Raw genomic sequence first — 25,577 nt, forward strand, 5'->3', positions numbered from 1 at the left:
CCGGGATCAGGGAACCCGCGGATGACCCAGATGGTAGCCCTGCGCGTAGGGCACGCCGAGCGTCTTCAGCGTCTGCAGCTGCTCCGCGGTTTCCACGCCCTCGGCCACGAGTTCGGCCTGCGTACCACGCGCGAACGTCAGCAACGCGGCGATCAGGGCCTGCATGCGTGGCCGCTGGTCGACCTCGCGCACCAGCGTGAAGTCGAGCTTGATGATGTCCGGCGCCAGGCGCAGTACGTGCCGCAGGCTTGAAAAGCCGGCCCCGGTATCGTCCACGGCGATGCGCAGGCCCAGCGCCTGCAGGGCGGAGAGGCAGGCATTGAGTCGCCCGTAGTCTTCCACCGGGGTGTGCTCGGTGATCTCCAGCACCAGACGGCGCATGTCGTGGGCCTCGAGCATCGACTTCAGCTCGTCGCTGCAGACCGTTTCCGGCGACGCGTTGATCGCCAGGTAGGCGTCGGCCGGAATCCGGGCGAGTTGGTCCAGTGCGACCCGGGCCGCCGCCAACTCCAACCGGATGCTCATCCCGTGCCGTGCGGCCTCCTCGAACCAGCGACCGGTCGACAGGTCGTACTCCACCGGGAAGCGCGCGAGCGCCTCGTAACCGACGACCACGCCATCGGCGATGCGCACGATGGGTTGCAGGGCAGCCGTGAGCTGCGCGCCCTCCAGCACCGCCTCCAAGCGTTCACGTCCTTCGCGGGATTGCTGGCGGTCGCGATCGCCCTGGCCTTTCCTCTGTTCCAGCGCGGCCCGCATCTGCGCATGCTCGATGGCGTTGTAGAGGCTGGCGGCCACCAGCGTACTCAGCTGGTCGAGGGTGCGCTGGTCGGTGTCGCCGTAGGCGCCGGGGGTCGTCGAGACCACCTTGAGCACGCCCACGGCCTGGCGGCGGAAATACAGCGGCGCCACCAGCATCGAGCGGAGCCCCACGCTGCGGCAGGCTTCGCGGTTGACGCGCGGATCGGTCTCGCTGTCGTCGCAACGCATGACGCGCCCTTCCTCCAGGCACCGTCCCGACAAGCTGCCCTTCACCGGCAACATCAAGCCGACCTGATTGCCCGCGATGCCGCTGGCCGACCAGTAGCGCATGTGCTCGCCATCCTGGATCTCCAGCACGGCACCCGCCGATCGCGTCAGTTCCTGCGCGCGGTACGTGATCGCATCGACGACATCCTGCGGGTCAGGCCCGGCGGCGGCGATCTCGCTTTGAGCCGCCACGATCCGCGTCAGCAACGCGACCGCATCTTCATCGGTCATCGCCGGGACCGGTGGCCGGGCCGACGCGATCGGAATCAGCTTGTGGTTGCGTGCCATGTCCGTCGCTCCCTGCGGATGATGATGGATGCGCACGCGTCCACGCACCCCGATGGGACCGATGCTAGGCCCCTCATCTCACAGTTGTCGAGTAAACGGGTTTACCACGTGTCGGGCTTCGCGTGATCGCCAGACGCGCGGCTACGGCAGGATGCGACCGAGTCCCTGCGCCACGATGTCGAACACGGTTCTTTCCAGGGCGACGCGATCAACGTCGTCGAATCCGATGCGGAAGTGCACGTCTCCGCCGGGAGTACGCGAAGAGTGGATCGACGACAGGCTGACGCCATGCCGCTCGAAAACATGCAGCAAAGCGCGCAGCGATCCGGGGCGATCCTCTGGCAGGTGCACGCTGAGCGCCTGGCCGGCCGCCAGATCGGCCAGCAGGTAACCGATCCGTTCGTAGCTGTAGTTGCCGGCGGCCAGCGTGGCCTCGCCGATCGCGCTGCGGTTGTCGTGGAGGAATTCATCGCGGAAGGTCGCGCGCGCCGCATCGCTGCCCTCGCCCACCAGTGCGGCCATGCGCGTGATCTGCGCGCCGAGTGCCTGCAGGACCTCGCCGGCGTGCGGATTGCCGAACTGGATGTCCTCGTAGATCGCGGGATTCAACGACAGGATACGCGCGATGATCGCCGCGTCCATTTCGAAGGATGCCGACCGGAATGGCATCACCGCGGCCAGGTCCCCCACCTGCGCCGCCTGCTCCTTCAACACGCCCGCCTGCGCAAGGTGCGTGGCATGCACCATCGCCTGCACGAGCGCCATGACGCGGTCGTGCTGCACCGGCGTCGCGTGTACGCACTCGGCCTCGAGCGCATGCAGCAGGTCGTCGAGCCAGGGGCGCCAGCGCCCGATGCGCGCCTCGCAGACGACCATCACCCTGCCCTTCAGGGTCGGCGCCTTGGGCGGCGCGGTCATCGGATGCAATCCCGCGACCTCCGCATGCGAGCACAACATCGCGTCCACCGGCGCGGACTTGATCGAGGTGACGTCGAGCCACAACTTGCCGGCCTCGCTGCCGTCCGCCAGCGCCACATACCGGGCGATCAGCGACGCCGTGTGGCGGATGGGTGCGGCGAACACCAGCACGTCGGCGCGACGCACCAGTTCGGACTCGCCCGTCGACGACGCGTCGGCGGGGTCATGGCCGATGACGTCCAATCCCATCCGGGCGCGGAAGAACTGCTGCAGCCAGCGGCCGTAGGCGCCGGCGATGCCGACAATACCAATGAGGGGTGCGGACACGAAAAGGGCTCCACGAGGGAGCCCTATTCTAGAAGCATGTCGGAACCGCGGAACCTCAGGACGTCATGCGGTCCCAGAATCCTTTCACGCCGTCGAGGAACGTGGCCGACTTCGGCGAGTGCTTGCGCGCTTCTTCGCCACTGAAGGTCGCTTCGAACTTATCCAGCAACTCGCGCTGCTCGGACGTCAGGTTGACCGGCGTTTCGACCACCACGCGGCAGTACAGGTCGCCCTCGCTGCGGCTGCGCACGGACTTGACGCCCTTGCCACGCAGGCGGAACAGCTTGCCGGTCTGGGTTTCGGCCGGAATGCGGATCTCCGCTTCGCCCTTCAGGGTGGGCACGCGGACGGTGTCGCCCAGCGCCGCCTGCGAGATGCGGATCGGCACTTCGCAATGCAGATCGTCGCCATCGCGCTGGAAGATGTCGTGCTCGCGCACGCGCACTTCCACGTACAGGTCGCCCGGCGGCGTACCCGGCGGACCGGCTTCGCCCTCGCCCGTCAGGCGGATGCGGTCGCCGTTGTCCACGCCCGCCGGAATCTTGACCGACAGGACCTTCTCTTCCTCGACCCGGCCGGCACCGTGGCAGTGCGTGCAGGGATTCTTGATGGTCTGGCCGCGCCCGCCGCAGGCGGGACAGGCTTGTTGCATGGCGAAGATGCCGCGCTGCATGCGCACGTTGCCGCGTCCGCCGCAGGTCGTGCAGGTTTCGATCTTGCCGTCCGCCGAGCCGGAGCCGTTGCAGGGCTCGCAGGGCGCCAGCGACGGAATCTCGATGCGCTTCTCGACGCCGGCGACGGCCTCTTCCAGGTCCAGCTCCATGACATAGCCGACATCGGCACCGCGACGCGCGGCACGCGCGCCGCCGCCACCGAAGATGTTGCCGAAGATGTCGCCGAAGATGTCGCCCATGTCCGGGCCGCCGGGACCGCCGCCGCCCATGCCATGCTCGAATGCGGCATGTCCGTGGGCGTCGTAGGTGCGGCGCTTGGCGCCGTCCGACAGGACTTCGTAGGCCTCCTTGCATTCCTTGAAGGCGGCTTCGGCGGCGGCATCGCCGGGATTGCGGTCCGGGTGATGCTTCATCGCGCAGCGGCGGTAGGCCTTCTTCAGGTCTTCATCGCTGGCGTCGCGGGCCACGCCCAGGACTTCGTAGTAGTCGCGCTTGCTCATGTGCTGTCAGGCTGATCTCGCTGGGGCGCCGGATGGCAAAACGGGAGGCCGTGGCACGCCACGTCTCCCGTCCGCCGCATCCCGTGGGTCGGGATTACTTCTTGTCGTCCTTCACTTCGGTGAACTCCGCGTCGACGACGTCGTCGGCGGGCGCGGACGCGCCCCCGGCCGGGCCGCCGGCACCGCCCTGGTCGGCCGATGCCGCCGCGTACAGCGACTGGCCAGCCTCTTCCAGCGCCTTGGCCTTGGCCTCGATCTGGGCCTTGTCGTCGCCCTTCATCGCGGTATCCAGCTCGGCGATCGCCGCTTCCACGCGACCGATCACGTCGCCGCCCACCTTGCTGCCATGCTCGGCGATGGCGCTGCGGGTGGCGTGCAGCAGGCCGTCGGCGTGGTTGCGCGCCTGCACCAATTCCTGGAACTTCTTGTCTTCCTCGCGGTGCGCCTCGGCGTCGGCGACCATGCGCGCGATCTCGTCCTCGGACAGGCCCGAACCGGCCTTGATCTCGACCTTCTGCTCCTTGTTGGTCTTCTTGTCCTTGGCCGACACGTGCAGGATGCCGTTGGCGTCGATGTCGAACGACACTTCCACCTGCGGCATGCCACGCGGGGCCGGTTCGATGCCCGACAGGTCGAACTTCGCCAGCGACTTGTTGAAGCGGGCCTGCTCGCGCTCGCCCTGCAGCACGTGCACCGTCACCGCGGACTGGTTGTCCTCGGCGGTGGAGAAGGTCTGCGACGCCTTGGTCGGGATGGTGGTGTTCTTCTCGATGATCTTGGTGAACACACCGCCCAGCGTTTCGATGCCCAGCGACAGCGGGGTCACGTCCAGCAGCAGCACGTCCTTGACGTCGCCGGCCAGCACGCCGCCCTGGATCGCGGCGCCGAGCGCCACGGCCTCATCGGGGTTGACGTCCTTGCGCGGCTCCTTGCCGAAGAACTCGGCCACCGCCTGCTGCACCTTCGGCATGCGGGTCTGGCCACCGACCAGGATCACCTCGCCGATGTCGCTGGCGCGCAGGCCGGCGTCGTTCAGCGCGATGCGGCACGGCTCGATCGTCTTCTTCACCAGGTCTTCGACCAGCGCTTCCAGCTTGGCGCGGGTCAGCTTGATGTTGAGGTGCTTCGGGCCCGACGCGTCGGCCGTCACGTACGGCAGGTTCACTTCGGTCTGCTGCGAGCTGGACAGCTCGATCTTGGCGCGCTCGGCGGCATCCTTCAGGCGCTGCAGTGCCAGCGGATCCTTGCGCAGGTCGATGCCCTGGTCCTTCTGGAACTCTTCTACGAGGTAGTCGATGACGCGCTTGTCGAAGTCTTCGCCGCCCAGGAAGGTGTCGCCGTTGGTCGCCAGCACTTCGAACTGCTTCTCGCCGTCGACGTTCGCGATCTCGATGATCGACACGTCGAAGGTGCCGCCGCCCAGGTCGTAAACGACGATCTTGCGGTCCGCCCCACCCTCGCCCTTGTCCAGACCGTAGGCCAGCGCGGCGGCGGTGGGTTCGTTGATGATGCGCTTGACGTCCAGGCCGGCGATCTTGCCGGCGTCCTTGGTCGCCTGGCGCTGGCTGTCGTTGAAGTAGGCCGGCACGGTGATGACCGCTTCGGTGACGGTCTCGCCCAGGAAGGCTTCGGCCGTCTTCTTCATCTTTTCCAGCACGCGCGCGGAGATTTCCTGCGGCGCCATCTTCTTGCCGTCGCTGGTCTGCACCCAGGCGTCGCCGTTGTCGTGCGCGACGATGCCGTACGGCACCAGGTCCAGGTCCTTCTTCACTTCGGCGTCGGTGAACTTGCGGCCGATCAGGCGCTTCACCGCGTAGAAGGTGTTCTTCGGATTGGTCACGGCCTGGCGCTTGGCCGAGGCGCCGACCAGCACTTCACCGTCCTTCGTGTAGGCCACGATGGAGGGCGTGGTGCGGTCGCCTTCCGAGTTTTCGATGACGCGGGCCTTGCCGCCGTCCATGATCGCCACGCACGAGTTCGTCGTGCCCAGGTCGATGCCGATGATCTTGCCCATGATGGATCTCACTCCCTAGCGAATGCTGATGTTGGACCCGGCGATCGGCCGGGTGGATGGTCCCGATATAGGGATGCGATGGCGCGGTTCAAGCGCCGTCGCGAGGGTGTTCAGTCGTGCTTCGCGACTACGACCAGCGCCGGGCGCAGCAGGCGGCCGTTGAGCACGTAGCCCTTCTGGAACACCTGCACCACGCTGCCGGGCGCGGCGCCGGGGGCATCGGCCTGGCTGATGGCCTGGTGATGCTCCGGGTTGAAGGCTTCGCCGGTCGGATCGATCAGGCTCAGGCCGTTGTCGCCGGCCACCTTGAGCAGCTGCTTGAAGGTCAGCTCCAGGCCGTCCTTCAGCGGGCTGGGCTCGGTGCCGGCGGCGGCCAGGCCGGCATCCAGGCTGTCGAACACCGGCAGCAGGTCGCCGAGCAGTCGCTCGTTGGCGAACTTGCGGGCCTGCTCGATGTCACGGGCCACGCGCTTGCGCTGGTTTTCCAGGTCGGCGCGCTCCAGCAGCGTGGTGGCGCGCAGCTGGTCCAGCTCGTTGCGCAGCGTTTCCAGCTCGGCCAGCAGGGCGGCGTCGGTATCGGTGGGCTCGGGCGCCTGGCCCTGAGCGGTGTCTTGATCGTGCTGTTCGTTCATTTCGGTTCCCTGGCGGCAGGTCCGGCCGCCCGACCCGGGAACCTATGGGGCCGCGGAATCCGGATTCAAGGCCGCGCCTAGGACATCGGCCGCTGCCTGCACCACCGGAATGACGCGGTCGTAGGCCATCCGCGTGGGACCGATCACGCCCAGCACCCCCAGCACCTGCCCGCCGGCCATGTACGGCGCGGTCACCACCGACACGCCATCGTGCGGCGCCAGCCCGGTGTCCTCGCCGATGAAGATGCGCACGCCGGGCGCGCGGATCGTGCGCTCGAGCAGTTGGAGGATCTCGCGCTTGCGGGCGAAGGCTTCGAACAGGTCGCGCAGCCGTTCGAGGTCCGACAGCTCCTGCACGCCCATCAGCCGGGTCTGGCCGGCCAGCACCACATCGTCGCCCGGCGGCGTCAGCGCCTGCTCGGCCAGTTCGATGGATTCGGCCAGCAACCCTTCCATTTCGGTCTGCGCCCGACGCAGGTCGCGCAGCAGGTTGGCGCGGATCTCGGACAGCGGGCGGCCGGCGAACTGGGTATTCAGGTAGTTGGCGATGCGCTCCAGCTCGGAGCGCTCGTATGGGCGCCTCGTTTCAATAACCCGGTTCTGCACGTCGTTGTCGGCGAACACCAGGATGGCCATCACCCGCTGCCCGTCCAGCGGCACGAAGTCGATGTAGCGGAACGCGAACTGCTCGCGCCGGGGCACGCTGACCACGCCGACGAAATGGGTCATCGCCGACAGCAGCTCGGACGCGTTCCCCAGCAACGCCTGGGTGCCGGCGCCGGCCGACAGCTCGGCACGCAGGCGCGCGACCTCACCGTCGCCCAGCGACTTCACCTGCACCAGGCTGTCCACGAACACCCGGTAGCCCTGTGCCGTCGGGATGCGCCCGGCCGACGTGTGCGGCGAACTCAGCAGCCCGACCTCTTCCAGCTCCGACAGGATGTTGCGGATGGTCGCCGGGCTGACTTCCAGCCCTGCATGGCGGGCAAGCGTCTGCGACCCCACCGGCTCGCCGTCACGGATGTACCGCGAGATCAGCGTGCGCAGCAGCTGGCGGGCGCGCGGATCCAGCGGGGGCGATGGCGTGTTCATCGCAGCTAGATAACGTCGCGCCGTCGCCTTTGCAAGCCGGAAGGGTGTCTCAGTCGGTGAGCCGGCTGCGCTTACAATCCGCCGCATGCTCAGACATCTCGCCCTGAAGGACTTCGCCGTCGTCCGCGCCGCCGAACTGGAGTTCGGTGACGGCATGACCGTCATTTCCGGTGAAACCGGCGCCGGCAAGTCGCTGCTGGTGGACGCGCTCGGCTTCCTGTCCGGCCTGCGCGCCGACAGCGGCGTCGTCCGCCATGGCGCGGAACGCGCGGAACTGTCCGCCGAGTTCGCCGCCGCCGCCGGGTCGCCCGCGCAGGCCTGGCTGGCGGACAACGAGCTGGACGACGACGGCCAATGCCAGCTGCGCCGGGTCATCCGCGCCGACGGCGGCTCGCGCGCCTGGATCAACGGGCGCAGCGTGACCCTGTCGCAACTGGCCGAGCTTGCGGGCCGGCTGGTCGAGATCCACGGCCAGCACGAGCACCAGGCCCTGCTCGCGCGCACCAGCCAGTTGGACCTGCTCGATGCCTTCGCCCGCAACGACGGCGAGCGCGCCGCCGTCCGCGAGGCAGCCCGCCGATGGACCGCGCTGCTGCGCGAACGCGAACAGCTCTCCGGCCAGGGCGATGTCTCCGACAGGATCAACTACCTGGAACACCAGCTGGCGGAACTGCAGCGCGAGGACCTTGCGCCCGCCGCGCTTGAAGCGCTGGTGACTAGCCACCGCCGGCAGGCGAACGCGGCCGGTCTGATCCAGGCCTGCGATGCCGCGCTAGGCCAGCTCGCGGGCGACGAAGCGCCCTCGTTGACCCGTCAGCTGCAGCAGGTCCGGGCCGATCTCGCCCGGCAGGCGGAACACGAACCGCGCCTTCGCGACGTGGATGCGCTGCTGGACGGTGCCGCTATCCAGATCGAGGAAGCCCTGTCCCTGCTCGGCCAGGTGCGCGACGACCTTGACGCCGAGCCTGTGCAGTTCGATGCGCTGGAGCGCAAGCTCGCCCGGGTGCACGACCTCGCGCGCAAGCACCGCGTGCCACTGGACGGCCTGCAGGAGCAGCACGACCGCCTCGCCGCTGAACTGGACTCGCTGCGCGGCGCCGGCGAGCGCCTGCTGCTGCTGAACGGCGAGATCGACGCCGCCAGGGCGCAGTGGCGCGATGCCGCCGCCACGCTGACGCGCACGCGCCAGCGCGCCGCGAAGACGCTGGGGGACACCACTACCGCACTGATCGCCGAACTGGGCATGGGCGGCGGCCGCTTCGAGATCGCGCTGGAACCGCAGGACGGCGAACGGCCCGACCCGACCGGTGCCGAGCGCATCGAATTCCTGGTCTCCGCCAATGCCGGCCAGCCGCCGCGCGCCTTGCGCAAGGTCGCGTCGGGCGGCGAACTCGCCCGCATCTCGCTGGCGATCGAAGTCGCCGCGCTCGGCCTGGATGCCGTGCCCACCATGATCTTCGACGAAGTGGACACCGGCATCGGCGGCGCGGTAGCTGAGATCGTCGGGCAGAAGTTGCGCGCGCTCGGCGCGGAGCGGCAGGTCCTGTGCGTCACCCACCTGCCCCAGGTCGCCGCGCAGGGTCATGCCCACTATCGGGTCAGCAAGGCGCCCGTGGACGGCATGACCCAGAGCGCGGTCGAGAAGCTCAACGCGAAACAGCGCGAAGAGGAACTCGCCCGCATGCTGGGGGGCGTGGAAGTCAGCAAGGAAGCCCACGCGGCGGCCAAACGGCTGCTGGCGAACGCGGTCTGACCACTCTGCTGTTTAATGTGGGAGCGACGTAAGTCGCGATGAGGCATTACCCATGCTGCTTCGCGACTTGCGTCGCTTCCACATCCTGAAGCAGGAAATTTCCGACCGTCAGCGATTCTTGCGCACGTAGAGCACCAGCGAATGCTCTTCCAGGATGTAGCCGTGCCTGGCGGCGATCTCGCGCTGCAGTTTCTCGATCTCGGCGCTTTCGAACTCGATGATCTTGCCGGTATCGACATCGACCATGTGGTCGTGGTGGCCGCCGCGATCGAGTTCATAGACGGCCTGGCCGCCTTCGAAATTATGCTTCAGCACCAGGCCCGCCGCCTCGAACTGGGTCAGCACTCGGTATACCGTCGCCAGGCCGATCTCGTCGCCGTGTTCGAGCAGCTGGCGATAGATGTCTTCCGCGCTCAGGTGGTGCTGCGCGTTCTTCTGCTCCAGTAACTGGAGGATGCGCATGCGCGGGTGGGTGACCTTGAGGCCGACTTTGCGTAGATCCTGCGATTCCATGGCGTCTCCGTTCACTCTCGGTTTAGCGCCAGCTGCCTGAAGCTCGGTTGCGGCGGTCCGCGGGAGTGTATCATCGGCCCGGTTTCCCACCGTACCTGTCCCAATGCGCAAATTCCTGCTGGTTGCCGTCCTCGCTTCCGCCACCACTGGCTGCGGCATCCTCTACAAGCAGCCGATCTACCAGGGCAACCTGATCGAAAAGACGGCGGTGGACCAGTTGCAGGCAGGACAGAGCAAGCAGCAGGTGCAGTCGTTGCTGGGCAGTCCGTCGATCGCCGACCCCTTCCATGCCGACCGCTGGGACTACACCGCGAGCAACCGCACCAACCGCCGCGGCACCACCGAGATCAAGAACCTCACCCTGATCTTCAACAACGGCACGCTCGCCAGTTGGGAAGGCGAATACTTCCCCGAAGCCGACTCGCAGCTGTCGCGCGACGTGCGCAAGTTCGGTCCCAACCTCGCCAAGGACAAGAAGAAGGGCGGCCGCCGCCGCTGAGTTCAACCGCGCGCCCGACGTCGGCGCGCTTCCTTGGGATCGATCTGCAACGGCCGCAGCACTTCCACGCGATCGCCTTCATTCAACACCGCCGTGGTCGTGGCGCTCACGCCGTGCACCGCGACGCCGGTGTGTCCGGCATCGGCGAAGCCGCTGGCCGCCAGCGCATCCGCCACGGTGGCCCCGTCCGGCAACTCCAGCACCGCCGACTCGAACCGGTGCGGCCATGCCCGGATCACCTCTACCCGCACGTCATTCGCCCCGGTCGGCGGCGCGCACGAAATCGTCGACCATCCGGTCCGCCAGTCCCTGGAAGCCAAGCGCCATCGCCGGCGCCAGCAGGCGGCTGGACGGCTCGAATTCCAGCGTCAGTGTGACCTTGCAGGCCGATTCGTCCAGGGCGTGGAAATCCCAGCGGCCGTGCAGCTTGCGGAACGGCCCGTCGACCAGGTCCATGTCGATGCGGTGCGGGCGGTCCAGCGTGTTCTCGGTGGTGAACCAGGTCCGCAGCGAGCCCAGCCCCAGGTCGAGCCGCGCGACCAGCCTCGCCTCGCCCTGCTCGATCAGTTCGGCCGCGCTGCACCAGTCGAACCGGCGCGGGTACGCCGCCACGTCGTTGACCAGGTCGAACATCAGGGTGGCCGAGTGGTCGACCAGGGCGCTGCGGCGGATCGTATGCATGTGACTCGCGTAGGGTTCCGCCTTCGGCGACAATAGGACGGATGGCAAAGAAACCGGACAAGAATAAAGCAACGGGCACGATCGCGCTGAACAAGCGCGCCCGGCACGAGTACCACTTCGAGGAGCGCCATGAGGCGGGCCTCGCCCTGCAGGGATGGGAGCTGAAGGCGATCCGTGCCGGCCGCGCCAACATCACCGAGGCCTACGCGATCATCCGCCATGGCGAGATCTTCCTGTTCGGCGCGCAGATCACGCCGCTGATCCAGGCCTCCAGCCATGTGGTGGCCGACGACCGTCGCACCCGCAAGCTGCTGCTGCACCGGAACGAGATCGACAGCCTGATCGGCAAGGTCGAGCGCGACGGTTACACGCTGGTGCCGACCTCGCTGTACTGGAAGGGCAACAAGGTGAAGGCCGAGATTGCGTTGGCCAAGGGCAAGCAGACCCACGACAAGCGCGCCAGCGAGAAGGACCGCGACTGGGCACGCGAGAAGTCCCGCGTGATGCGCCAGCACAATAAAGATGCGTGAGGGTCAGGCGGGAGCGACGTCAGTCGCGATCGCTTCCTGCCGGCTGACTAACGTGCGAAACACGCGATCTCTCGCGGGTCTTCGACCAAGAGCTCGCGACTGACGTCGCTCCCACATCGGGGCCCGGCCAAGTGAAGCTTGGTTGACCCAGACTCAGCCCGAACCTTGTCTCGGCCCCACCCCGCCCCTACACTCCGTATCGTCAGGTTGTTTCTGACTCCCGGGGGTGCACTGGCTTCGACGGGGGTTGCGAAGTTGCCTGGTGCATGCCGAGGGGGCAGCTTTCCTCGTAAATCCAGCGGCAAAACTCTAGTTGCCAACGACGACAACTACGCTCTCGCCGCTTAAGGCGTAAGCCCTGAAACTGCTTGTGTCCGTGCTCGCAGCGTAAGGTCATTATCACGGAATCGCCGGGAGTGGCTGCCTGTCAGCACCCGGTCAACCTAAAACAGGCTGGTCCTGCGGTGCGCTTCGCCCACCGTGCTGTCGCAGGACGAGATCCAACGGCGGGATAAGCATGTAGTACCGGGGATGGAGTGCCTTCGGACGGCGGTTCAATTCCGCCCACCTCCACCATTCAGGAAGCCGGAACCGCAAGGTTCCGGCTTTTTCTTTGCCTGTCGTCCCGCGCTCACCTCAGATTGGCCCACATGCGGGCCAGCCCGCTTGGCGCTTCCTGTAAAATCGTCGTCTTTTTTGAGCGTCAGCGTGGCATTACCGCATTCCCGGGCGGCCGTCTCGGCCCCCGCCTTCGTCCGGCGCCTCGCGCGTCTGGGCGAGGTCGAGCTGCCTCCCTCGGGGCCCGGCCTGTCCGACCGGCTGGGCCAGTGGCTCGACTGGAACCGCGCCGTCGCGCTGTCCCGGGCGCTCGATTCGACCCCGTCCGCCGGTACGCCGTCCGATCCCGCCGCCGCCGAAACAGCGTGCGTGCGTGCGCGGGCGACCCTTGTCGCCGCGATCACGCGCCCGGAGGCCGCCGGCATCGCGGCCGAGGCGGACTTCGCGCCGTTCCGGCGGAAATGCCTGGACCTGCAGCGCGCAATGCAGGCGTCCACCGGCCAGTTGCGTGGCCCGCTGCGCGACGCGCTGGCGAAAGGCTCGGCCGAGCAGGCGCGCCTGGCCGAGGTGGATGCGGTCATGGAGATGACGCTGAGCCCGCGCGAGCAATCGCTGCTGGCCGCCACCCCTGCCCTGCTCGGCCAGCATTTCGACCGGTTGAAGCAGGCCAATGCCGACACTCCCGGCGATGCCTGGCTCGGCCAGTTCCGCTGCGACCTGCAGGACGTACTGCTCGCCGAGCTTGATGTCCGCTTCCATCCCATCGACGCGCTGCTCGCCGCGCTTCGTTCTTCCCCTGTTTCCGGAACACCATGAACCGACATTTCCTCCTCGCGCCCCTGTTCCTGCTGGGCCTCGCCATTGTCACCTGGATCGGGGCCGGCTACGTCGGGACGCATGCGCTGGGCGTGGTGGTCACGCTGGTGATCGGCGCGTGCTATGTCGCTGGCGCGATCGAACTGCACCGCTACCGGCAGGCGACCGACACCCTGCTGCGTGCCGTCGCGGACACCTCCGCCGCCAGGGACGGTCTGTCCACGTGGCTGTCGTCGCTGCATGCCAGCCTGCGTCCGTCGGTGCGCCAGCGGATCGAGGGCGAACGCGTCGCCCTGCCCGCCCCCGCACTCACGCCGTACCTGGTCGGCCTGCTGGTGCTGCTGGGCATGCTTGGCACCCTGCTCGGCATGATGGCCACGCTGCGCGGCACCGGCCTGGCGCTGGAAAGCGCCACTGACATCGACGCGATCCGCGGCTCGCTCGCGGCGCCGGTGAAAGGCCTGGGCTTCGCGTTCGGCACCTCGATCGCCGGCGTGTCGGCCTCGGCCGTGCTCGGCCTGCTCGCCGCGCTCTGCCGACGCGAGCGGCTGCACGCGGTGCACCTGCTCGATGCGGAAATCGCCACCTCGCTGCACACGCATTCGCAGGCGTTCCAGCGTGAGGAATCCTTCCGCCTGCTGCAGCAACAGGCTGCACTGATGCCCGATCTGGTCGAACGCCTGCAGGCGATGGTGGCGTCGATCGAAACGCAGAACGCCGCCGCCGGCGAACGGCTCGTGGCCAGCCAGAGCGCCTTCCATGAGCGCAGCGAAGCCGCACAGGCGCAGTTGGCCGGCATGCTGGAGAACGTGCTGAAGACCGGTGTCGATGCGAGCGCGCGGGCCGTCGTTGCCGCCCTGCAGCCGTCGACCGAAGCGACCCTCGCTGGGCTCGCCCGCGAAAGCGCCGCGATGCAAGCCACGGTCACCGAGGCCGTTCAGCGCCAGCTGGATGGCCTGAGCGCCGGCTTCGGCGCCGCCACCAACGCAGCCGCGGCCAGTTGGGCTACGGCGCTCGAGCAGCAGCGGCAATCGAATGACGATCTGTCGTCGAACATGCAGACGCTGGCCGATCGCCTCGCCACCGCCTTCGAGGAGCGTTCGACCGCGCTGGTCGACACGGTCGCGTCGCGCATGGAAGACAACACGTCGGCGTTGGCCGAACGCTGGGACCAGGTCCTGTCGCGCCAGGACGCCAGCCATGCCGGCATCGCCGAGCGCAACGAGCAGGCTTTGGCCGCCAACGCCGCGGAGGTGCAGCGCCATGCGACCGCGCTGCTCGACGCGATCGCCGCCTCGCATACCGATGTCCAACGGGCGCTCGCCGCGCAGGACGAACAGCGTCTTGCGGCCTGGGCAGAACGGCTGGCCGCGACCGGCGCCACCCTGCAGACCCAGTGGGAACAGGCCGGCGCGCGCACCGCGCAGCTGCAGCAGGAGATCTGCGATGCCCTCGCCCGCAGCGCGCAGGACATCACCACCCAGGCGCAGGCGCATTCCACCCAGACCATCGCCGAGATCTCGCAACTGGTGCAGGTCGCGTCGGAAGCGCCGCGCGCGGCGGCCGACGTCATCGCCGAACTGCGGCAGAAGCTCTCCGACAGCATGGTCCGCGACACCGCCATGCTGGAGGAGCGCAACCAGCTGATGGGCACGCTGCAGACCCTGCTCGATGCGGTGAATCACGCCTCCACCGAACAGCGCAGCGCCATCGATGCGCTGGTCGCCACCTCGGCCGACCTGCTCGACCGCGTCGGCACCCGTTTCACCGACCACGTCGAAGCCGAGACCGGCAAGCTTGGCGGCATCGCCGCGCAGGTCGCCGCCGGTGCCACCGAAGTCGCCAGCCTCGGCGATGCGCTCGGCACCGCCGTGCAGGCGTTCGGCCAGTCGAACGAGGCACTGCTGGTGCGCCTGCAGGCCATCGAAGGCGCGCTCGACCGCTCGCTGGCGCGCAGCGATGACCAGTTGGCCTACTACGTGGCGCAGGCGCGCGAGGTCATCGACCTCAGCCTGTCCGCGCAGCGGCAGATCACCCTCGACCTGCAGCAACTGGGCGGCACGCAGCCGGCGGAAGCCGCGTGAGCGTCGAGACCGGAGACGACACCGACCTTGGCGCGCCCGTCTGGGCCAGCTTCGGCGACCTGATGTCGGTGCTGCTCGGCGCGTTCGTGCTGGTGCTGGTCGGCGTGATCGCCGTGCAGGCGCAACTGTCGCAGCGGCTGGACGAGGAAGTGAAGCGGCGCGAGCTGGAAGCGCAGCAGCGCAAGGCGCTGGAAGAGGCCCTCGCCGAACCGCTGGCCGAAGGCCGCGTGACCATCGTGGACGGCCGCATCGGCATCCGTGGCAACGTGCTGTTCGCACTGAATTCGGACCAGTTGCAGCCGGAAGGCCGTGAGCTGCTGAAGGGGCTGGCCGCGCCGCTGGCCCGCTACCTGCGCACGCGCGACGAGATCCTGATGGTCAGCGGTTTCCCCGACGCCCGCCAGGTGAGCGGCAACAACCGCCAGTTCGCCGATAACTGGGAACTGTCGGCGCAGCGGTCGCTGACCGTCACCCGTACGCTGATCGCCGACGGCGTGCCGTCGTCGTCGGTGTTCGCCGCCGCGTTCGGTGCCGAACAACCGGTCAGTGCGAACGACAGCGAGGACGGCCGCGCACGCAACCGCCGTGTCGAGATCGCGCCCATCCCCCGCCCCGCCAAACACAAGGCAGCCCCCTGATGGACGGCAACGCCCTGCCCGTCGCCGCGCAGTTGCAAGCCTGGCGCGCGCGCGGCGCCGAGCGCATGGATCCCGTGCGTTTCGCCTTCCTCGACGCGCTGGCGACGCGTGCACTGGCGCATGAAGGCGCGGCCCGCCGCCTGCTGGACGCGCGCCTGTCCGGCCTGGTCGCGACCTACACCACCGATCTGGCGGCATGGACGCCGACGCCATCACGCCAGACCACGCCATCCGATGACGGCGCACTGCGTCTGCTGGTGACCGCACTGCAGTCGCGCAGTCCCGCGCAGCCACCCGCGGACACGCATGCCGGTACGCCGGCGGGTCAGGCACCGGCCGTGCTGGAGGAAGCCCGCCGCGTGTGGACGCAGGTGCGCACCGACAGCCAGGTGCGCGCTTCGCTCGACGACGTGCCCGCCGATGCCGGTCCGCTCAACTCGGGCATGCTGGTCCATCGGGCGCTGCATCTCATGCGCGGCGTCTCACCGGGCTACCTGCAGCACTTCATTGCCTACACCGACACGCTGTCGTCGCTGGAGCGTCTGCAGTCGCAGCTCGGCGCGCCAACGCCCGCAGCCTCGGACTCCGTCAAGCCCGCCGGGCGCAGCCGTACGCGCAAGCGCCGCGCCTGAGGTCCGTTCCACCCGCCTGCCGCGCTGCGCTCCCAGTAAGAACACAGGCCGCGCATTACCACCGAAGCGCCGGCGGGCGTTCCCTCATGCGCGTGCGCTGGTGATGACGGCGCCTTCGCGCATCACCAGTGTCACCGGTGTGCGGGCGACGACGTCCAGCAGGCGCTCCCACTGCGCGTCGGTCAGTGGTGCCGAGGCGCCCAGTGCGCGATGTACATGCAGCTTGCCTGTCTCGTCCCGCTGCGAGGAAAGCGATGCGCTGAACTCGCCCAGTTCCCATCCCTTCTTCTCGGCGTACATGCGCAGGGTGATCGCCGTGCAGGCGGCCAGCGAGGCCAGGTAGAGATCGAAGGGCGCCATGCCCTGGTCCCCGCCACCCAGCGATACCGGTTCGTCGGCCGTCAGGGCATGTCCGCGACTGGTGATCCGGTGCGCGTAGGGCGTTGCCGTCGATACCACCTGCACATGGGCCATCGTCTGTATCTCCTTGTCTGTCGGTGATGCGGCCCGACACGGGGCCGCGAACGTTTGCGACACCGCCGCTCAGTGCCGCCGCCCGACAGGTTACCCCGCTGTCGCCCGTCGCCCGCGTTCCAGAAACCGCAACACAGCTCGTCGTGGAATGGTGCTACCGCGACGCGCGCGGGAGTGACAAGGTTGTGCTTTCCCTAAACAAGGCGGCGAATGTACGGATGTGGGCATGACGAGAACGACATCGCTCCAGCGCAACAGGGATCAAGGGAGCGTTCCGTCGCCCGCGCCATCGCGTACGTCGAAGCCCATTTCCGCGAGCCGCTCTCGCTGGCCCGGATCGCAGCGGAAGCGCATGTGAGCAAGTTCCATTTCGCGCGGATGTTCCGCCGGAACGTGGGTCTGAGTCCGATGCAGTACGTCCGTTGGCGGCGCATCGTGGAGGCCAGGCGCCTGCTCCACGCCGGTCACGCGCCGACCGTGGTCGCCGGCGGCCTGGGCTACTTCGACCAGAGCCATTTCACCCGTGCATTCCGCGCCGCCACCGGCCTTACGCCGCACCAGTACATGGTCCGCAGCGCGCCGGACGGCGACGCGGCTTCGTCCGTTCCCGCCGTCCCTCCCACCAACCAGGAGCACGCATGCCCGCCTCCCCCGACGCCGCCATCGATTACGAACGCCTGATGCAGGCCAACCTCACCCGCGTGTTCGGCGAGCGCGATGCATCACTGCGGCTGCAGGCCATCCGCGGCCTGTATGCCGACGATGCCGTCCTGAACGAACCACACGCCAGCGTGCGCGGACATGACGCCATCTGCGATGCCGTCACCGCCCTGCTCGCCAGCCTGCCGCCCACCTTCGTGTTCACCGCAGCGGGGCCGGCCAGCGGTCATCACGGTGTCGGTCGGCTGGCGTGGCGTGCCGGCCCCGCGGGCGGCCCGGTGGCCGTCACCGGCATGGACATTGCGCAGATCGAAGCCGACCGCATCCGCACACTCACCGTATTCGTGGACGTTCCGTCGTCGTAGGAATGCGTGTGGGTCAGTCCACACGGGCGGACCGCGCCTCGTACAGCAGGTGACGCTGTCGGACGGCCTGGAACGCCGCCAACCCCGGCTGCCAGCGCGCCTCGATAGCCTCGATGCTGTCGCCGCGCAGGATGGCACCGCGCAGCCAGGGAACCCCAGCCAACCGGTCGAAGAACGGCGGATCGCCGGGCAGGAACGCGAAATCCTTCGGATGCTGATCGTGCAGCGCCTTCAGCACGGCGATACCGGTGCGCACAGGACGGAAGGCGGCGCGGTCGGTGACATGCAGTTGCACGCCTGCGCAGGCCGAGCCGGCATGCTTGGAGAACGTGGGCGTGAACCAGGTGGGACGGAAACGCACGCCAGGCAGCTGCATGGCGTTGAGTCGCTCCGCGAGCGCAGGCGCGTCGACCCAGGGGGCGCCCAGCGTCTCGAACGGCCGCGTCGTGCCACGTCCTTCGGACACGTTGGTGCCTTCGAGCAGACCGGTACCCGGATAGACCAGCGCGGTGTCGGGCGTGGGCATGTTGGGCGACGGCGGCACCCACGGCAGTGGGCCACGCAGCGGCTCGTCGCCCCGCCGCCAGCCCTGCATCGTCACCACGTGCAGGTCGGCGCCGATACCGAATTCGCTGTTGAACAGCATGGACAGTTCGCCCAGCGTCATGCCGTGGCGCAGCGGGATGGGGAACATGCCGACGAACGAGGCCAGCGCGGGCTCCAGCACCGGGCCTTCGACCAGGTCGCCGCCCACCGGATCGGGACGGTCGGTGACGACGACGGGAATGCCGGCGCGCTTCGCTGCGCGCATCACGCCCGCCAGCGTGTAGGGATACGTGTAGAAGCGCGTGCCGACATCCTGCATGTCGAACACCAGCACGTCGATGCCGTCGAGCATCGCGGGCGTGGGCTCGCGATGTTCCCCGTACAGGCTGTGCACCGGAAGGCCGGTGACGGCATCGCGCGTGGACGCGACCTTGTCGCCGGCCTGTACGTCGCCGCGGACCCCATGTTCGGGGCCGAACAGCGCCACCAGCTCGAACGCCTGCTGTGCAGCGAAGCGGTCCACGCTGCTGCGCAACTCCCCGTCCACGCCGGTGGCGTTGGTCACCAGCCCCACGCGCTTGCCACGCAGCAGGTCCAGGCGATCCTCCAGCAGCACGTCGATGCCGAGGCGCGGCGCATCGACCGCGCAGCAGGCGCCATCCGTGGCGGCCATCGCCGCAGACGGCAGGGGCACCGCGAGGCTGGCGCAAAGCAGCGCGAGTGCCGTCGCATGGACCGTGGGGCGCAGTGCAGCGTGCAGCGGACGCAGGAACCGGGGCATAGTGCCGTCACCGTTTGCTATCGTTGTCACGACGATAGCAGCCTGCGTCCGCGACCGTGCGACATGCCGGTCGCGCCGCATTCTTCCGTTGTCAGGTGGGGAATCCGATGTCCCGTACGGCGAAACGCATCATGCGCAGCGTGTCTTTCCTTGTCATGGCCGGCGTACTGGCCCCCGCAGCGGCCCAGCCCGCATCGAACCGGCTGGGCGTATCGCCCTCGGCGCAGTCGCAGGACTTCGTGGCGAACAAGCAGCAGTTCCAGCTGCACAGCCTGCTGACCGAGCAGCGCCATCCGCGCAGTTTCGACCTGAGCGCCCGCATCGCCGCCGACACCGCCGATGGCCTGTCCTCCCTGCTGGCGGTGGACGAGGACATTGCGAAAGCACTGCAGGGCGTCGCCGACGATCCCGCGCGGCTGGCTGCGCTGGAGGCCGCATCGCGCGAGATCACCCGTGCGCTGCGCGAAGGCCATCGCCTGTACTTCTACGGCACCGGCTCCACCGGTCGCCTGGCCGAGACCATCGAAAGCGGCCTGTGGCGTCCATTCTGGCAGCGCACGGCGACCTCGCCGGTGATGGCGAAGATCGATGCGCGCTACCCCGGTCTGGGCGAGCGCGTGCGTGGCGAGATCACCGGCGGCGACCGTGCGCTGATCGCCTCGCTGGAAGGCTTCGAGGACATTCCCGAGATCGGTCGCCTGCAGCTTCAGGACAACGGTATCCAGCCGCAGGACCTGGTGTTCGCCGTCACCGAAGGCGGCGAAACCTCCGCGGTGATCGGCACCGCACTCGCGGCCGCCGACCAGGCCGGCGCGGACGCGCGGCGCACGTGGTTCGTCTACAACAATCCCGACGAGGTGCTGCGCCCGTTCGAACGCAGCCGCCGCGTGCTGGACGACGCGCGCATCACCAAGATCCCGCTGCCGACCGGACCGCAGGCGATCACCGGCTCCACCCGCATGCAGGCCACGACGACCAGCCTGTACGTGCTGGGCGTGGTGCTGGAAGACGCCACCCGCGCACTGCTGCGTGAATTGCTGACCACCGACGAACTGGCGGCGCTGGGCTTCAACGATGCCAGTATCGCCGACCGCCTGCGCGGCTTTACCACGCTGCAGCAGACCGCAGCGGTGGCGGCGCCGAAGCTCGCCGCATGGACCGACCGCGAGGCCGCCAGCTACGCGAACGGCCGCCGCGCCACCTACCTCGCCACGCGTGCGCTGATGCCGGTGTTCGTGGACGTCACCGAGCGCGCACCGACGTTCCGGCTCGGCCCGCTCGATCCGGTCAACGCAAGCGAACGGCGTTCCTGGATCCAGGTGTGGACCCCAGCCACCGACGGCGCCCAGGCCTGGCAGGCGCTGCTGCACCGTCCCTTCCATGGCTTGGACAAGGCGCTGTACCTGCCACCGTTCGAGACCGGCATTCCCGACCCCTACCTGCGCGAAGCCGCGCTTCGCGGCCTGTCCAACGCTGGCGATGAGCAGCAGGCGCTGTACGACCTCTCGTACTCGGCGGCGAACATGCAGCGCAATGCACCGGCCGCGGGCGACTCGGGCGCACTGATCCTGCTCGGCGATGAAGCGCACCAGCAGGCCAACCAGCAGTGGCTGGACGCCGCCACTGCGGCTGGCGCGGAACTGGTACTGTTCTCCGTGTCCGCGCGTCCGCTGGATTCGGACGTGCTGCGCGATGTCGCCGCCCTGCCCCGTCCGGTGCCGGTGATCGCGGTGACCGTGCCGCAGCGCGATGCGTTCGAGCTCAACCAGACCATCGTGCTGAAGATGCTGCTCAACGCGCATTCCACCGGCGTGATGGCCAAGCAGGGGCGCGTGGTCGGCAACACCATGACCAGCGTGCAGCCGGGCAATCTGAAGTTGATCGGGCGCGCGACGTGGTTGATCCTCTCGCACGTCAACGGTGTGCTGGAAACACCGGCATGGCGCGATGCGCACGGCACGACCGCGCCGTTGTCCTACGCGGAAGCCAATGCGGTGCTGTTCGAGGCCATCGAACAGCGGCGCAACGCCGCCGGCGCGTCCGGCCTGCCTGAAGTGGAGCTGTCGGTGGTCGCCGTGCTGGACGCGCTGAAGACCGGTACGCCGGTCGACTGGACCGCCGCGGCCACGACGTTGCGTGCCGGTGGACTGAACCGCTACCTGGCGCCGTACGCCGCACGCTGAACGGCGCTGACCGGTGAGGCCGACGATTGCATCGGCCTCGCACGGCGCATCACTGTAGGAAAAGCCTGATTTTTCGTGAACAGGGCGCATCGCGCCGTGCTGCATGTCCGTCGTGTGGATATCCGGGCGTTGTCCTTCATGCAGGAGGGATCCCCAGCCACACCGCCAAGGACAGCATCATGCCCATCATCGATACACCCCTGACGATAGAAAACCTGCGCCACCTGGAGCTGCGCGAACGCTTCCGCGACGACTGGCGCCTCAACCCCGAGATCTACTGGCCGTTCCTGCGTCCCTGTACGGTCAAGCTGTTGCTGGTCGCCGACGGCGGCCTTGATTTCTCCGAAGGCGACTTCGGCCTGTCCACCTTCGTACGCTCGCTGCTCGCCATGCCGGGGCGCCACGCGCGCTTCGAGATCACGCTGGCGCATATCAACAACGTGGCCGGCAGCCAGCTGATGTCGGCCGAAACCCGCGTCGCCCAGCGCATTCCGTCATTCAAGTTCGACAATGCCGCGCATTTCGGCACGGGCATGTACGACGCCGTGTTCCTGTTCGGCATCGACAGCAGTTTTGGCAGTCGCGGCGCCGGGTATCCGTCCGATCGCCTGTCCGACAACGAACTGCGTGCCGTGACGCAGTTCATGAATGCCGGTGGCGGTGTCTTCGCCACGGGCGATCACGGTTCGTTGGGACGTGCGCTGTGCCATGCGATCCCGCGCGCACGCGGCATGCGCCTGTGGCAGTCCACGCCCGGCGTCGGCGGTCTGGATGAGGTCAGCATGGGCGGAGCGCGCCGCAACGACACCAATCGGCCGCCCGGCACGTCCTCGTTCTCGGACCAGTCCGACGACGTGCCGCAGACCATCCAGCCGCGCATGTACGCGCGGCGCAACGGCCTGTTCCGCTACACCTATCCGCACCCGCTGCTGTGCGGACCGCGCGGCGTGATCCGGGTGATGCCGGACCATCCGCACGAAGGCGAATGCGTCGAGCCCTCCGCGACCGGCGCGAATCTCAACTTCGGTGGCGCCTTGGGCGCGGAGTATCCGGCCGCCATCGACGGCGGCCCGCGCCCGCTGCCGGAGCTGATTTCCACCAACAGCGTGCTCGGCGGCACGCGCTCCGGCAAGGACCCGACGCAGTCGCAGACCTTCGGCGGCATCTGCGCCTACGACGGCCACCGCGCCGGCATCGGCCGCGTGGTCACCGATGCGACATGGCACCACTTCGTCAACGTCAACCTGATCGGCCTGTTCAATGACAGCGGCCTGACGCCCGGGCACGTGTGGCGCAACGGTTTCCTGTCGTCGGCCAGCGGACAGGCGCACTTCGAGGAGATCAAGTCGTACTACCGCAACCTCGCGGTCTGGCTGTCGCGGCCGGAGCGCATCCGCTGCATGAATTCGCGTCTGTACTGGACACTGCTGTGGGACGAGCGCGTGATGGAAGCGGTGCTGACCGCGACCGACATTCCGCTGGCCAAGCTCGACCTGGGCGCGATCCGCCTGATCGGCCAGCATGCGCGCGACGTGCTCGGCCGCTTCGCCGGGCGTTGCCAGGGCGTTCGCCTGGCGCTCGATCTGCTGTACGAACGCCTGCCGCCATTGATTCCCGAGATCGATCCGTGGTGGCCCGAGCCGGACCCGCTGCGCGAGAAGTTCGATGGCGTGGAATGGCTGGACGGCACGCAACTGTTCGACATCGCCATCGGCAGCGCACTGGTGGCACTGCGCGAAGCCTTCCCGGAGCCCGACGAGAAGACGGTGCGCAAGCTGGAAGGCGAGCAGATCGAGAAAGTACTGCGCGAAGGTGCCGGCACGGGCGTGCAGCGCGCACTGGAATCGATGGTCGCGTCCGCCGAGCTGCTGGCCTCGGTGTCGAAGTTCACGGCGGCGCAGAAGCCGCGCAAGAAGCGCTGAGCCGGGTCGCGGGACATCGGCAGATGCCGGTGTCCCGCGGTCTTGTCAGGACTTGTCGCGGGCGCGGGCGAACGCCGCGGCCAGCGCGTTGTCCGCCGGTGCAGCGGTCGTCTTCGCGGGTGCCGGACCACGCCGCGGGTCGCGCGGATTGCCGCGGTCCTGCCCGCGCGGCGGACGCGGATCGTTGCCGCGCGCCTCGCGTGGCGCCTGCGGCGCGGGCGCGTCGTCCAGGCGGCGCGTCAGCGCGATGCGCTTGCGGGCCACGTCGACCTCCAGCACCTTCACCTTGACGATGTCGCCCGCCTTCACCACCTCGCGCGGATCCTTCACGTAGCGGTCGGCCAGCGCGGAGATGTGGATCAGGCCGTCCTGGTGCACGCCGATGTCGACGAAGGCGCCGAACGCGGCGACGTTGCTGACCACGCCTTCCAGGATCATGCCTTCACGCAGGTCCTTGATGTCTTCCACACCCTCGGCGAAACGCGCCGCCTTGAACTCGGGGCGCGGGTCGCGGCCGGGCTTCTCCAGTTCCTTGAGGATGTCGCGGATGGTGGGCACGCCGAACCTGTCGTCGGTGTACTGCTCGGGCTTCACCCCACGCAGGAAGACGATGTCGCCGACGATCTGCTTCACCTGCCGGCCGCTGCCGGCCAGGATGCGCTCGACCACCGGATAGGCTTCCGGATGCACCGAGGAAGCATCCAGCGGCTCGTCGCCGTCGGCGATGCGCAGGAAGCCGGCGCATTGCTCGAAGGTCTTCTCGCCCAGACGTGGCACGCCCAGCAGCGCTTTGCGCGTGCGGAACGCCCCGTGCTCGTCGCGGAAGCGCACGATGTTCTCGGCCACCGTCGACGATAGGCCGGACACCCGCGTCAGCAGTGCGGCCGAGGCGGTGTTGACGTCCACGCCGACCGCGTTGACGCAGTCCTCGACGCGCGCATCCAGCGCACGCGCCAGGCGGAACTGGTCGACGTCGTGCTGATACTGGCCGACGCCAATCGCCTTGGGCTCGATCTTCACCAGCTCCGCCAGCGGATCCTGCAGGCGGCGCGCGATCGACACCGCGCCACGGAGGCTGACGTCGAGGTCGGGGAATTCCTTCGCCGCGAACTCGGACGCCGAGTACACCGACGCGCCCGCTTCACTGACGACGATCTTGTCCATCTTCAGCTCGGACGCCTGCTTGATGAGGTCGCCGGCCAGCTTGTCGGTCTCGCGACTGGCGGTGCCGTTGCCGATGGCGATCAGGTCGACCTGGTGCTTGATGCAGAGCGCGCGCAACACGTGCAGCGACTGGTCCCATTGGCGTTTCGGTTCGTGCGGATAGATGGTCGCGGTGTCGACCAGCTTGCCGGTGCGGTCGACGACGGCGACCTTCACGCCGGTGCGCAGGCCGGGATCGAGGCCGAGCACGGCCTTCGGCCCGGCGGGCGCGGCCAGCAGCAGATCCTTGAGGTTGTCGCCGAACACGGTGATGGCCTCGGCTTCGGCCTTCTCGCGCGCCTGGTTGAACAGGTCCAGCAGCAGGTGCATGTGCAGCTTCGCCTTCCAGGTCAGGCGGCAGGCATCCAGCAGCCATTTGTCGGCGGCGCGGCCCTGCGCCGACACGCCGGCGTGCACGGCCACGCGACCTTCGGCCTGCAGATGGCCGGTCTCCGCCTCCATGCCGGGATCGAGGTCGAGCAGCAGGATCTCTTCGCGACGCGCGCGGAACAGTGCCAGCAGGCGGTGCGAGGGGATCTTCGCCAGCGGTTCGGCGTGGTCGAAGTAGTCGCGGTACTTCGCGCCTTCGTTCTCCTTGCCTTCGGCCACCCTGGCGCGGATCACGCCGACGCCGGTCATCCACTCGCGCAGTTCGCCCACCAGCGCGGCGTTCTCGCCCCAGCGCTCCATCAGGATGGCGCGGGCGCCGTCGAGTGCAGCCTTGGCGTCGGCGACGCCCTTTTCGGCATCGACGTAAGCGGCGGCGGCGGCTTCCGGCACCTGGGTCGGATCGGCGAGCAGGCCGTCGGCGAGCGGCTCCAGGCCGGCTTCGCGGGCGATCTGCGCGCGCGTGCGGCGCTTCTGCTTGTACGGCAGGTACAGGTCTTCCAGGCGCGCCTTGCTGTCGGCGGCTTCGATGTCGGCACGGAGTTCGTCGGTGAGCTTGCCCTGCTCCTCGATGCTGGCGAGCACGGCGATACGGCGGTCTTCCAGTTCGCGCAGGTAGGTCAGGCGCGTTTCGAGGTTGCGCAGCTGGGTGTCGTCCAGCCCGCCGGTGACTTCCTTTCGGTAACGCGCGATGAAGGGCACGGTGGCGCCTTCGTCGAGCAAGGCGATGGCGGCCTTGGCCTGGGCGGTCTGCGCGCCGATCTCAGCGGCGATGGTGGCGGCGATGTGCTGGGCGATCTGGGGATTGCGGTCTTGCATTGCGTCCGTACTGGAAATCCCGATGGACCGGGAGGGATGCCGATTGTGGCAACGGATGG

At 68.4% G+C, this 25,577-nt stretch carries 23 protein-coding genes and 1 other RNA gene; 12 read left to right on the forward strand and 12 right to left on the reverse strand.

What is annotated here, in order from left to right; genetic code table 11:
- Positions 1–6 precede the first annotated feature (6 nt).
- From CSC78_RS07970 to hrcA, 6 genes are all read right to left on the reverse strand, one after another.
- A complete protein-coding gene (locus tag CSC78_RS07970; protein WP_162337377.1) occupies positions 7–1,317 on the reverse strand; it encodes a sensor domain-containing phosphodiesterase in 1,311 nt (436 codons plus the stop codon).
- A gap of 141 nt (positions 1,318–1,458) precedes the next feature.
- Entirely contained in the window at positions 1,459–2,562 is a 1,104-nt protein-coding gene (locus CSC78_RS07975) for a prephenate dehydrogenase (RefSeq protein WP_162337378.1), read from the reverse strand.
- A 55-nt stretch (positions 2,563–2,617) separates the two neighbouring features.
- Entirely contained in the window at positions 2,618–3,736 is a 1,119-nt protein-coding gene (dnaJ, locus tag CSC78_RS07980) for a molecular chaperone DnaJ (protein ID WP_162337379.1), read from the reverse strand.
- Between the two features lie 94 nt (positions 3,737–3,830).
- Entirely contained in the window at positions 3,831–5,750 is a 1,920-nt protein-coding gene (dnaK, locus tag CSC78_RS07985) for a molecular chaperone DnaK (protein WP_162337380.1), read from the reverse strand.
- A 110-nt stretch (positions 5,751–5,860) separates the two neighbouring features.
- Entirely contained in the window at positions 5,861–6,382 is a 522-nt protein-coding gene (gene grpE, locus CSC78_RS07990) for a nucleotide exchange factor GrpE (protein ID WP_162337381.1), read from the reverse strand.
- A 42-nt stretch (positions 6,383–6,424) separates the two neighbouring features.
- Positions 6,425–7,474: a heat-inducible transcriptional repressor HrcA gene (gene hrcA / locus CSC78_RS07995; protein WP_162337382.1), complete on the reverse strand. Its 1,050-nt coding sequence runs from the start codon at positions 7,472–7,474 to the stop codon at positions 6,425–6,427.
- Positions 7,475–7,559: 85 nt separating this feature from the next.
- On the opposite strand from hrcA, the gene recN reads away from it, so the two are divergent.
- A complete protein-coding gene (gene recN, locus CSC78_RS08000) occupies positions 7,560–9,227 on the forward strand; it encodes a DNA repair protein RecN (protein ID WP_162337383.1) in 1,668 nt (555 codons plus the stop codon).
- 108 nt (positions 9,228–9,335) lie between these two features.
- On the opposite strand, the gene fur is transcribed toward recN, so the two are convergent.
- Entirely contained in the window at positions 9,336–9,740 is a 405-nt protein-coding gene (gene fur, locus CSC78_RS08005) for a ferric iron uptake transcriptional regulator (RefSeq protein WP_162337384.1), read from the reverse strand.
- A gap of 103 nt (positions 9,741–9,843) precedes the next feature.
- Here fur and CSC78_RS08010 point away from each other — a divergent pair, with 103 nt between their 5' ends.
- Positions 9,844–10,239, forward strand: a complete 396-nt coding sequence (locus CSC78_RS08010) for an outer membrane protein assembly factor BamE (protein WP_162337385.1) — start codon at positions 9,844–9,846, stop codon at positions 10,237–10,239.
- Between the two features lie 2 nt (positions 10,240–10,241).
- On the opposite strand, the gene CSC78_RS08015 is transcribed toward CSC78_RS08010, so the two are convergent.
- Together CSC78_RS08015 and CSC78_RS08020 are read right to left on the reverse strand one after the other, a co-directional pair.
- Positions 10,242–10,490, reverse strand: a complete 249-nt coding sequence (locus CSC78_RS08015) for an RnfH family protein (protein WP_162337386.1) — start codon at positions 10,488–10,490, stop codon at positions 10,242–10,244.
- A 1-nt stretch (position 10,491) separates the two neighbouring features.
- Positions 10,492–10,920: a type II toxin-antitoxin system RatA family toxin gene (locus CSC78_RS08020; protein ID WP_162337387.1), complete on the reverse strand. Its 429-nt coding sequence runs from the start codon at positions 10,918–10,920 to the stop codon at positions 10,492–10,494.
- Positions 10,921–10,961: 41 nt separating this feature from the next.
- Between CSC78_RS08020 and smpB the strand changes: the two genes are divergently transcribed.
- From smpB to CSC78_RS08050, 6 genes are all read left to right on the forward strand, one after another.
- Positions 10,962–11,450: an SsrA-binding protein SmpB gene (gene smpB, locus CSC78_RS08025; protein ID WP_162337388.1), complete on the forward strand. Its 489-nt coding sequence runs from the start codon at positions 10,962–10,964 to the stop codon at positions 11,448–11,450.
- Positions 11,451–11,672: 222 nt separating this feature from the next.
- Positions 11,673–12,026: a transfer-messenger RNA gene (ssrA, locus tag CSC78_RS08030) on the forward strand.
- A gap of 120 nt (positions 12,027–12,146) precedes the next feature.
- Positions 12,147–12,824: a DUF3348 domain-containing protein gene (locus tag CSC78_RS08035; RefSeq protein ID WP_407072268.1), complete on the forward strand. Its 678-nt coding sequence runs from the start codon at positions 12,147–12,149 to the stop codon at positions 12,822–12,824.
- Entirely contained in the window at positions 12,821–14,908 is a 2,088-nt protein-coding gene (locus CSC78_RS08040; protein ID WP_162337390.1) for a DUF802 domain-containing protein, read from the forward strand. Before CSC78_RS08035 ends, CSC78_RS08040 begins: the two co-directional genes overlap by 4 nt.
- Positions 14,905–15,546, forward strand: a complete 642-nt coding sequence (locus tag CSC78_RS08045; RefSeq protein ID WP_162337391.1) for an OmpA family protein — start codon at positions 14,905–14,907, stop codon at positions 15,544–15,546. The genes CSC78_RS08040 and CSC78_RS08045 overlap by 4 nt, the downstream gene beginning before the upstream one ends.
- The gene (locus CSC78_RS08050) at positions 15,546–16,178 is read left to right on the forward strand and encodes a DUF2894 domain-containing protein (RefSeq protein ID WP_162337392.1); all 633 of its coding nucleotides are present in this window, start codon (positions 15,546–15,548) and stop codon (positions 16,176–16,178) included. Before CSC78_RS08045 ends, CSC78_RS08050 begins: the two co-directional genes overlap by 1 nt.
- Positions 16,179–16,262: 84 nt before the next feature.
- Here CSC78_RS08050 and CSC78_RS08055 read toward each other — a convergent pair whose 3' ends face one another.
- Positions 16,263–16,652, reverse strand: a complete 390-nt coding sequence (locus CSC78_RS08055) for an OsmC family protein (RefSeq protein WP_162337393.1) — start codon at positions 16,650–16,652, stop codon at positions 16,263–16,265.
- A 210-nt stretch (positions 16,653–16,862) separates the two neighbouring features.
- Here CSC78_RS08055 and CSC78_RS08060 point away from each other — a divergent pair, with 210 nt between their 5' ends.
- Together CSC78_RS08060 and CSC78_RS08065 are read left to right on the forward strand one after the other, a co-directional pair.
- Entirely contained in the window at positions 16,863–17,333 is a 471-nt protein-coding gene (locus tag CSC78_RS08060) for a helix-turn-helix transcriptional regulator (RefSeq protein WP_162337394.1), read from the forward strand.
- Complete coding sequence (locus CSC78_RS08065) at positions 17,291–17,677, forward strand: nuclear transport factor 2 family protein (RefSeq protein WP_162337395.1); 387 nt, start codon at positions 17,291–17,293, stop codon at positions 17,675–17,677. Before CSC78_RS08060 ends, CSC78_RS08065 begins: the two co-directional genes overlap by 43 nt.
- Before the next feature lie 13 nt (positions 17,678–17,690).
- Here the strand turns inward: CSC78_RS08065 and CSC78_RS08070 are convergent, their stop codons facing one another.
- Entirely contained in the window at positions 17,691–19,004 is a 1,314-nt protein-coding gene (locus tag CSC78_RS08070) for an exo-beta-N-acetylmuramidase NamZ family protein (protein WP_162337396.1), read from the reverse strand.
- Positions 19,005–19,135: 131 nt separating this feature from the next.
- Here CSC78_RS08070 and CSC78_RS08075 point away from each other — a divergent pair, with 131 nt between their 5' ends.
- Positions 19,136–21,187, forward strand: a complete 2,052-nt coding sequence (locus CSC78_RS08075) for an N-acetylmuramic acid 6-phosphate etherase family protein (protein ID WP_162337397.1) — start codon at positions 19,136–19,138, stop codon at positions 21,185–21,187.
- Between the two features lie 179 nt (positions 21,188–21,366).
- On the forward strand, positions 21,367–23,109 hold the full coding sequence (locus CSC78_RS08080) for a hypothetical protein (protein WP_162337398.1): 1,743 nt from the start codon (positions 21,367–21,369) through the stop codon (positions 23,107–23,109).
- Positions 23,110–23,154: 45 nt separating this feature from the next.
- Here the strand turns inward: CSC78_RS08080 and CSC78_RS08085 are convergent, their stop codons facing one another.
- Positions 23,155–25,518 carry a Tex family protein gene (locus CSC78_RS08085; RefSeq protein WP_162337399.1) on the reverse strand — a complete coding sequence of 788 codons (2,364 nt, stop codon included), beginning with the start codon at positions 25,516–25,518 and terminating at the stop codon, positions 23,155–23,157.
- Positions 25,519–25,577 lie beyond the last annotated feature (59 nt).

This window comes from Pseudoxanthomonas japonensis, from assembly GCF_010093445.1.
GTDB classification, from domain to species: domain Bacteria; phylum Pseudomonadota; class Gammaproteobacteria; order Xanthomonadales; family Xanthomonadaceae; genus Pseudoxanthomonas_A; species Pseudoxanthomonas_A japonensis.

Excerpts from the sequence above, each read along its gene's own strand:
- CSC78_RS08040 (WP_162337390.1), top strand. The coding sequence starts at position 12,821 with ATGAACCGACATTTCCTCCTCGCGCCCCTGTTCCTGCTGGGCCTCGCC.
- CSC78_RS08055 (WP_162337393.1), bottom strand. The coding sequence starts at position 16,652 with ATGGCCCATGTGCAGGTGGTATCGACGGCAACGCCCTACGCGCACCGG.
- CSC78_RS08050 (WP_162337392.1), top strand. The coding sequence starts at position 15,546 with ATGGACGGCAACGCCCTGCCCGTCGCCGCGCAGTTGCAAGCCTGGCGC.
- dnaJ (WP_162337379.1), bottom strand. The coding sequence starts at position 3,736 with ATGAGCAAGCGCGACTACTACGAAGTCCTGGGCGTGGCCCGCGACGCC.
- dnaK (WP_162337380.1), bottom strand. The coding sequence starts at position 5,750 with ATGGGCAAGATCATCGGCATCGACCTGGGCACGACGAACTCGTGCGTG.
- CSC78_RS08080 (WP_162337398.1), top strand. The coding sequence starts at position 21,367 with ATGCCCATCATCGATACACCCCTGACGATAGAAAACCTGCGCCACCTG.
- grpE (WP_162337381.1), bottom strand. The coding sequence starts at position 6,382 with ATGAACGAACAGCACGATCAAGACACCGCTCAGGGCCAGGCGCCCGAG.
- fur (WP_162337384.1), bottom strand. The coding sequence starts at position 9,740 with ATGGAATCGCAGGATCTACGCAAAGTCGGCCTCAAGGTCACCCACCCG.
- CSC78_RS08085 (WP_162337399.1), bottom strand. The coding sequence starts at position 25,518 with ATGCAAGACCGCAATCCCCAGATCGCCCAGCACATCGCCGCCACCATC.
- smpB (WP_162337388.1), top strand. The coding sequence starts at position 10,962 with ATGGCAAAGAAACCGGACAAGAATAAAGCAACGGGCACGATCGCGCTG.
- CSC78_RS08060 (WP_162337394.1), top strand. The coding sequence starts at position 16,863 with ATGTACGGATGTGGGCATGACGAGAACGACATCGCTCCAGCGCAACAG.
- CSC78_RS08065 (WP_162337395.1), top strand. The coding sequence starts at position 17,291 with ATGCCCGCCTCCCCCGACGCCGCCATCGATTACGAACGCCTGATGCAG.
- CSC78_RS08020 (WP_162337387.1), bottom strand. The coding sequence starts at position 10,920 with ATGCATACGATCCGCCGCAGCGCCCTGGTCGACCACTCGGCCACCCTG.
- hrcA (WP_162337382.1), bottom strand. The coding sequence starts at position 7,474 with ATGAACACGCCATCGCCCCCGCTGGATCCGCGCGCCCGCCAGCTGCTG.
- recN (WP_162337383.1), top strand. The coding sequence starts at position 7,560 with ATGCTCAGACATCTCGCCCTGAAGGACTTCGCCGTCGTCCGCGCCGCC.
- CSC78_RS08075 (WP_162337397.1), top strand. The coding sequence starts at position 19,136 with ATGCGCAGCGTGTCTTTCCTTGTCATGGCCGGCGTACTGGCCCCCGCA.
- CSC78_RS08070 (WP_162337396.1), bottom strand. The coding sequence starts at position 19,004 with ATGCCCCGGTTCCTGCGTCCGCTGCACGCTGCACTGCGCCCCACGGTC.
- CSC78_RS07970 (WP_162337377.1), bottom strand. The coding sequence starts at position 1,317 with ATGGCACGCAACCACAAGCTGATTCCGATCGCGTCGGCCCGGCCACCG.
- CSC78_RS08010 (WP_162337385.1), top strand. The coding sequence starts at position 9,844 with ATGCGCAAATTCCTGCTGGTTGCCGTCCTCGCTTCCGCCACCACTGGC.